Source organism: Mesorhizobium sp. M7A.F.Ca.CA.001.08.2.1 (genome assembly GCF_003998455.1).
Classification (GTDB): Bacteria; Pseudomonadota; Alphaproteobacteria; order Rhizobiales; family Rhizobiaceae; genus Mesorhizobium; species Mesorhizobium ciceri.
Genome location: NZ_RZPW01000821.1, coordinates 1 through 2,621, shown reverse-complemented (window position 1 = coordinate 2,621; position 2,621 = coordinate 1). Strand labels below are relative to the sequence as shown.

At 62.1% G+C, this 2,621-nt stretch carries 5 protein-coding genes; 4 read left to right on the top strand and 1 reads right to left on the bottom strand.

The genetic code is table 11. The features are described from left to right. Window positions 1-239 precede the first annotated feature (239 nt). Both EN914_RS31515 and EN914_RS31510 read left to right on the top strand, forming a co-directional pair. Complete coding sequence (locus tag EN914_RS31515; protein WP_013530739.1) at window positions 240-566, top strand: DUF1330 domain-containing protein; 327 nt, start codon at window positions 240-242, stop codon at window positions 564-566. Window positions 567-687: 121 nt separating this feature from the next. Further along, a complete protein-coding gene (locus EN914_RS31510) occupies window positions 688-1,224 on the top strand; it encodes a hypothetical protein (RefSeq protein WP_196815378.1) in 537 nt (178 codons plus the stop codon). Between the two features lie 59 nt (window positions 1,225-1,283). Here EN914_RS31510 and EN914_RS31505 read toward each other — a convergent pair whose 3' ends face one another. Continuing rightward, window positions 1,284-1,733, bottom strand: a complete 450-nt coding sequence (locus tag EN914_RS31505) for an ester cyclase (protein WP_024501639.1) — start codon at window positions 1,731-1,733, stop codon at window positions 1,284-1,286. A gap of 255 nt (window positions 1,734-1,988) precedes the next feature. Between EN914_RS31505 and EN914_RS31500 the strand changes: the two genes are divergently transcribed. Further along, window positions 1,989-2,090 carry a hypothetical protein gene (locus tag EN914_RS31500; RefSeq protein ID WP_013530742.1) on the top strand — a complete coding sequence of 34 codons (102 nt, stop codon included), beginning with the start codon at window positions 1,989-1,991 and terminating at the stop codon, window positions 2,088-2,090. A 137-nt stretch (window positions 2,091-2,227) separates the two neighbouring features. Further along, a partial coding sequence (locus EN914_RS31495) for a PAS domain-containing protein (RefSeq protein ID WP_245497883.1) occupies window positions 2,228-2,621 on the top strand: 394 nt, incomplete at its 3' end.

Sequence of the window (2,621 nt, the reverse complement as noted above, 5' to 3'; positions counted from 1 at the left end):
GGTGCACAGCACCTCAGCGGCCATCGATAGCGGGCAGAATTGTTTGTATCCGTGCTGGCTCATGATTGGTGCCTCTCCCTCAAACCTGACCGAATATTAGGCCTTCATGAATGAAGCGGCCAGTACGGAAACTGTACTGCCCCGGTACAGATCGCGGACTGGTTGGCGAGGGTCCTGCCATGCGAGCCTTTTGGCCGGTTGCACGGGATACGCCTGTGCACCGCAACCAGGAGACCACCATGACCGCCTACGTTATCGCAGACATCAAGATAAACGACCCGCAGTGGGTGCCGGCTTACGCCGCCTCGGTGCACGATCTCGTCCACAAGCATGGCGGCAGATATCTGTCGCGCAGCGGCAATGTGAAAACGCTTGAAGGCAAGCCGCTCGATACCACGCTGATCGCGCTGATGGCGTTCCCGTCGGAAGCGGCGGCGCGCGCCTTCACCACCGATCCTGCCTACGCGCCCTTCGTCTCGGCCCGTCAGGACGGCAGCGACAGCCGTTTCCAGATGATCGACAACACCGATCTGGCCGGAACGATCCCGTATCTGCCGAAGGGATGATCCTTTTCGGTAGCCGTTACATCAATTTCGGGATCTCCAAGCAACAACAGCCACAGCGCTTGCCTGCCGGGCCTCCGTATTTTCGGCGGCCGGCCAGCTGTGCTTTTTCAAGAAGAATGGAATGAAGATGATATCAAACTTTCGCAGCGGACTTCTTATGGCGGGGACCATGCTGGCAATCTGCACCACCCTCGCGCAGGCGCATCAGGAGCCGGCTGAAGCTGCCTCCGGCCCCAACCCGCTGGCCGACAAGGTGCGGGCTGTCAACAGCCGGTTTGTCGACGTCAAGGCAGCGGTATCAGAGGGCTATGCGCCTATTCCTTGTGCCAGCGGCATCACCGGCGGCGCCATGGGCATCCACTATGTCAACGGCCAGTATCTGAAGGACGACAAGATCGACATCGCCCGTCCCGAAGCTGTGATGTACGAGCCGATGGCCGATGGCACGCTGAAGCTGGTGGCGGTCGAGTACATCACTTCGAAAGGACCGGCATCGTTGGACGGCCAGCTGTTCAACTTCAACAACGCCCCCAACCGCTATGGCCTGGGTGAATTCTACGAGCTGCATGTCTGGGCCTGGAAAGGGAACCCGACAGGCACGTTCGCCGACATGAATCCGAAAGTGTCATGCGAGCACGCAATGGCGCCGAGCCAATAAGCAATGAGGCCAGGCGGCATTGACGCCGCCTGGCCCGACGATCGTTTTGCCTGATCGCCTCAGGCGGTCTTGATCAGACCGAGCTGGGTGAGGGCGGCGACGCCGTCATCGAGGCCGATTTCCTCGACGATCCTGCCGTCAACCACCTTCAGCACCGTGGTGCCGGTGAAGCGCATGGTGCGGCCGGTGGCGGCCGGCAGCGAACCGACGAGGAAGTCGCCGAAGGCTGGGCCGGTATGCGTGCCGCCGCCCTCCCACTGGCCGACGACATAGTCGCCCTCGGCAATCAGGTCGGCGGTGGCCCAGAAGTTGAGGTCCGGGAAGGCGGCGCGGAAGTCGGTCATGAAGGCCTTGATGTCGTCGCGGCCGCGGCGCGGCTCGTGCAGCGAATATTTCAGCAGCATGTCGGGTGCCGCGATCTCGTCGACGACGGACAGATCGCAACGTTCACCCCAGAAGTGGGTGAACCATCTGACGACGACGGCCTTGTTGTCTTCTTGCTTGGTCATGGGGAGGTCCTTGTTGTTGTCGTGCATGGGATCATCGGCGCCGCCGATGATCCAGGGGTCACCGGCTTGCGCCGCTGACCTGGGCAGCAGTAGGACGATCCGCCAGACACAAAACTCCGGTTCCTGCCGGCCAATCGAAAAGGCGGGTTCGGCGCCGGGCAGGGCCGCCTGGGCCGGAACCCGTTCCGCTGAGCCCAAGCATGGCTGCCCCGCCTCAGCTAGACCCTGGAAATCGGATGGCCACGGGAGAAGGCGATGGCAATGAAGAAGACCTATGAAAAGCCGAGGCTCGAGAAGCGCGAAAGACTGTCCGGCGTGACGGCGGGCAATGTCGTGTCGTCGACCTGGGGAAATTGACGGCTGCCTGGAGTAGTTCGGTACGGCCTTGATGAACAGGGGCTCCCAATCAGACGTCGACACTCCGCCCGCGCGGTAACTGTTTCTTCTCTGGTTTTGCCGCAGATTGCGCCGCGGTGGAGCAGGCGAAGCAGACGATGGCGCGTCAGGGTAAGAAAAGTCGCAATGGAACGTTCTGGGCAAAAGCCCTGGAGCGCGCGCATCTTGGCGTCTGGGACTGGGATCTTGTGACCGGCGACTGCTTTTATTCCGCGACCTGGGCGCGGATGCTAGGCTACGATGAGAGCGAACTGGCCAACACCAGCGACCTTTGGCTGCAACTGACCCATCCCGACGACCGCGAGCGGGCGCTGGCCAGCGGCGACCGCCACATTGCCGGCCTGACCGACGCCATCGAGACCGAATTGCGGCTGAAGCACAAGCAGGGACATTGGGTATGGGTGCTCGATCGCGGCGGCGTCGTCGAGCGCGACGCGATGGGAAAGCCGCTCAGGCTGATGGGAGACCGACATCTCCAAGCAGAAGGCCGCC